General features: G+C 63.6%; 3 protein-coding genes. All 3 read right to left on the bottom strand.

Features of this window, described 5'->3' with window-relative positions:
• Positions 1 to 303: 303 nt before the first annotated feature.
• Complete coding sequence (locus GGD57_RS28890; protein WP_184473585.1) at positions 304 to 1,341, bottom strand: 4-hydroxyproline epimerase; 1,038 nt, start codon at positions 1,339 to 1,341, stop codon at positions 304 to 306.
• Positions 1,342 to 1,385: 44 nt separating this feature from the next.
• Entirely contained in the window at positions 1,386 to 2,636 is a 1,251-nt protein-coding gene (locus GGD57_RS28885) for an NAD(P)/FAD-dependent oxidoreductase (RefSeq protein WP_184473584.1), read from the bottom strand.
• Positions 2,637 to 2,718: 82 nt separating this feature from the next.
• Complete coding sequence (locus tag GGD57_RS28880; RefSeq protein ID WP_184473583.1) at positions 2,719 to 3,996, bottom strand: alpha/beta hydrolase; 1,278 nt, start codon at positions 3,994 to 3,996, stop codon at positions 2,719 to 2,721.
• Between the last annotated feature and the right edge of the window lie 553 nt (positions 3,997 to 4,549).

Genomic DNA, 4,549 nt, shown 5'->3' with positions numbered 1-4,549 from the left:
TCCAGATAAGGCCTCTATTCGTCGCAAGATCAAGAAGGCTGGGTGGGATGATCAGTTCCTCATCTCTATCATCGCTCATATGCGATAGCCCTGCCACAAGGAGGAGGGGCTCGGTGCCGCACCGCTTCACATCAATCTCCAGCGTAGCGATCCGGAGAACGCTAACTGCCAACAAGACTTTTCTTTTGATCGCCGCGGAGGACCGCAGCTTAGCCCCTCCCCCTTGTGGGGAGGGGTCTTGGGTCAGCCAGACAAGGGGCTTTTGTGGTCCCCGCCTCGCCGATCTCCTTGGTTCGACGCCGCTCAAATCTCCCCAGCCTGCGGCCCCCAGACATCCGTCAGGGCGAAGCCGCCGGGATGGGGGTCGAAGGGGTCGAGGGCGACCTGGGTGAGGCCGAAGGTGAAGCCGCGGCCGGTGATGGTGGGGATGACCGCCGAGCGGCCTGCCACTTCGGTCACCGCCTGCAGGCCGACTGCGAATTCGGAGCCGATGATCGACTTCGAGGTGAAGGTATCGCCGGCCTTCGCCTTGCCGCGGGCGTGCAGCGCGGCGAGGTTGGCGGAATTGCCGGTGCCGCAGGGCGAGCGGTCGGCGCGGCCCGGCCACATGGTGGTGCAGGTGCGCACCGTGCCGTCGGCCTCGGTATCGCGGAACATCACATAGGCGACGCCCGAGATTGCCGTAATCTCCGGGTGGACGACCTTGATGTCGCGGTTGATCAGCTCCTTCAGGATCATGCCCGCCTGGACGAGGCCGGCGGCATTGGCCTTCTCGATCGTGAGATTGATCTGACCGACATCGACCAGGGCATAGAAGATACCGCCATAGCAGATATCGACCTTGATCCGTCCCCAATGCGGCGTATCGATCGCGACATCGAGCTCATGCACGAAGGAAGGCACCATGGTGAGCCGCACCTTCTCGCAGCGCCCCTCGCGGCAGGTCGCCACCGCCTTGACGAGGCCGGCGGCGGTTTCCAGCGTCACTGTCGTTTCCGGCTCCTGCATCTCGACGATGCCGGATTCGAGCAGGGCCGTCGTCACGCAGATCGAGTTCGAGCCGGAACTCGCATGCGCCTGGTCGGGCTGCAGGATGATGAAGGCCGCGTCGGCATCCGGGTGTCTTGCCGGCAGCAGCAGGTTGACCGAGCCGATCGGGGCGCCGCGCGGCTCCAGGCAGAGGAAGCGGCGCAGCTCGTCGCCCTTCGGATCGGTGTTCAGCCAGTGCAATTGCGCGGCGAGGGTATCGCCGGGGATTTTCGGCACGCCGCCGATCGCGACGCGGCCGATCTCGCCTTCGGCATGGACATCCAGCAGCTGGATCGTGCGCTTCCATCTCATACTAGAAACTCCGGTTCGGGCGTGACGGGCGATGCGGTTCTAAATCAATATCTGTCGATGCGGAACGGGGTTATATCGACCGACGGTTTTGCTCCGCTCACCATATCGCCGATCAGCCGCGCTGTCGTTGCGGCATAGGTCAGGCCGAGATGACCGTGGCCGGTGGCATAGAAAACGCCAGGCATCTTCGACGACGGCGAAATGATCGGGATCGTATCGGGCAGCGCCGGGCGATGGCCCATCCAGTCCGTCGCCTCCTCGGCCTTCAGGCCGGGAAGCGCGCGCTGGGCATGGCGCACCAGCACCCGCGGGCGGCGGAAATCCGGCGCGGCGTCGAGGCCGGCAAGCTCGACATTGCCGCCGACGCGGATGCCGCCGGCCGTCGGCGTCACCATGAAGGCGCGCGCCGGCCAGATCATCGAATAGCGCATGGAGATGCCGGGTTTCATGATCTGCGTGTGGTAACCGCGCTCGGTTTCGAGCGGGATCGGCTCGCCGAGTTTTGCGGCAAGGAAACGGGTGTGGACGCCGGCGGCGAGGATGACGGAACCGGCCTCGATCCGGCTGTTATCCTCGAGCAGGACAACGGCGGTACCATCGCCCTTGCGCTCGATATTCCTCACAGCGCCGGAGAGAAAAACGGCGCCCGCAGCCTTGGCGGCGTCAGTCAGCTTGACCACCAGCTTGTAGGGATCGCGGATCGACTTGTTGTCGGGCAGCAGCACGGCCTTGGCGATGGCAGGCGAAAGCGCCGGCTCGTAATATTGGATGGCGCCGTTGCTCAACACCTCGAATTCGAGGCCGTAGCGCTGCATCATGGCGAGATGGCCGCGGTCGGCTGCAAATTCCGCCTCGGTCTCATAGATCGCCAGGCACCCCTCCTCGGTCATCAGCTCGGAGGCGCCGATCGCCTGCAGCATCTCCCTGAAATCGCCGAGCGCCCGCTGCGACAGGCTCATGCCGGCATCCTCGATTTCCCGGAGCCGCGACGGGCGGCCGGCCGCAAGAAAACGCAGGAACCAGGGCAGCATCTTTGCCGCATAGGAGGGCCGCAGCCAGACCGGGCCTTCGGGATCGATGAGCCAGCCGGGCATCTTCTTCCAGGTCGAAGGGCCGGAGCCGGCGACAAAATCGAGCGCGATGCTCGCCATATTGCCGAAAGAGGCGCCGCGGCCCGGCTCAGCCTTATCGATCAGCGTGATCTGAAATCCGCGCCGCTGCAGCTCAAAGGCGATCGAGGCGCCGATCACACCTGCGCCGACGACAACAACCCGTTTTTTCGTCTCATCCGCCATGCCATCAACCTATCCACACGGCAGTCAGGATTGCCGCTCGCCAACCTGATATATCAGATCGGCGGCCCTGCCTATGAGATTTTTACTGGCTCTCCGGCAGGCTGGCGCCGACGCTGTCGCCGACCGAGCCGACGGTATTGTCCATCGACTGGCCGAGACGCTTCAGCTGGGCGTCGTAGTTGCGGCGGGTGCGCGGGTCGAAGATCGCGATCGGCGTGCTGACGGCGACGCTGACGGCACTTCCGGCCGTCTGGGCAGCCCCCATCGCCACTGCGCCGACCGCCTCGCCGAGGCCGACATTGGAATCGGTGATCGTCTGGCCGGCAATCAGCCGGTCGCCGATCAGCTTCACCACTTCGGGGCTTTCGGCGAATTTGCCGTGGTTCAGCCGGTCGCCGCCCTTGAGCTTGGTGAGATCGAGCACGGTGATGCCGGCCGCCTCCAGCTTGCTGCGATAGGGCTCGGCGGAAGGATCGATCTGGCCGAGCCGGTCGACATTTCCGGAGATGCGCCGCGACAGCGCCAGCGCCCGATCATCCCTGGAGACGAAGATGGTGAAATGCGGCTTGTCCTTGCCGAGGCTCATGAATTGGCGGCCGAAGACGTCGACATCGAGATCCGGCGAGGCGAGGATGACATTGTTGATCTTCGAAGCGACGTGGCCATTGCGGATCGCCATCTGCCGGAGCGCCTCGACGGTCAGCCATGTGCCCATCGAATGGGCCATGACGGTGACGTCGCTGACGGCCGGATTGGCGGCCGTGCGGGTGAGCAGCTCTTCCAGCGCATCGCGGGAATAGTTGGTGCTTTCCTTGTCGTAATTATAATCGAAGATGCTGGCGCGCGACGGCCAGGTGAAGACGACGGGCGCGACGTCGGCATGCGAATCATGGACGATCTGGGCAAAGCGGTAGACCGCATCCTCATAGCGGTTGTTGAAGCCGTGCACGAAGACCAGCACCCGGCGACTCCTAGGCATATGGCCCTTCAACCAGCTCTCGCCCGCCCGCTCGCCTTCCAGCGGATCGACGGACACGGTGACGAAATCGCGTAAGGGATCGGCCGGCAGCCGCTTTGGCCATTGCACCTGCCCGACCTTGCGATTGGCTTCCGGCGGGATGGAGATATCGACGGCATTGACGGTGAGCCCCGTGCCGCGTTCGCCGGAGAACAGCACGGCGGGATTGTCATCGGGCGCCCGCGTCGTCGCCACCAGCAGATCGACCTTCGAGGTGCCCGGCGGCACCGTGCCGGCCGCCTGCATGACGCCGACCGGCCTGCCGCCGCAGCCGGCGAGCGCCATTGTTGCAACCAGAAGACCTGTCAGGGCCGCATGCGAGGCGCGCCATTTGCCGATCATGGCCAAACTCCAACCGGTGCGCGCACCGGACAAGGGGCGCCCGTTCAAATAGTCCGACGACGCCGGCCGAGTCAAACCGAAGGAGCTGGAAAGACGGATGCAGTGGAAAGCTTGAGCGGAAAATGAAAAGAGCCTGGCGCGGGAGGAGGTGCGCCAGGCTCTTGATCCTGACTGACAACTGGGAGGAGGAGTGTTGTCAGTCCGATGTAAGAGCGCTGGGAGGAGGAGTGCGCTGCTTACGAAGATAGTGATACCCCATTCATTTGATCGGGAATAGCGAAAATACCGCAATGCAGCAATGCGCAGAATGCAATGCTTGCCTTGGAAACGACAGGTCGACGCCTCATTTTGCAGCATATTTGATCGGACGGTCAAATTTTTGCCGAAACATACGGCAGCGGCGGTAGCCCCTCCACTTGCAGGCACCGATCGGGGTCGTTCGAGATGAAGACCCCTCCCCAACCCCTCCCCACAAGGGCAGGGGAATCGCATATAAGTATTGCGTCTGCTGAGCTGATGGATTCAGTAGCGGCTTTCTCTGATTTGGGGAGAG

It is taken from the genome of Rhizobium esperanzae, from assembly GCF_014197615.1.
Classification (GTDB): domain Bacteria; phylum Pseudomonadota; class Alphaproteobacteria; order Rhizobiales; family Rhizobiaceae; genus Rhizobium; species Rhizobium esperanzae_A.
This window is presented reverse-complemented; position numbering and strand designations above follow the sequence as displayed.

Bases quoted from the DNA above. Each gene is read 5' to 3' on its own strand.
- GGD57_RS28890 (WP_184473585.1), bottom strand. From the start codon at position 1,341: ATGAGATGGAAGCGCACGATCCAGCTGCTGGATGTCCATGCCGAAGGC.
- GGD57_RS28885 (WP_184473584.1), bottom strand. From the start codon at position 2,636: ATGGCGGATGAGACGAAAAAACGGGTTGTTGTCGTCGGCGCAGGTGTG.
- GGD57_RS28880 (WP_184473583.1), bottom strand. From the start codon at position 3,996: ATGATCGGCAAATGGCGCGCCTCGCATGCGGCCCTGACAGGTCTTCTG.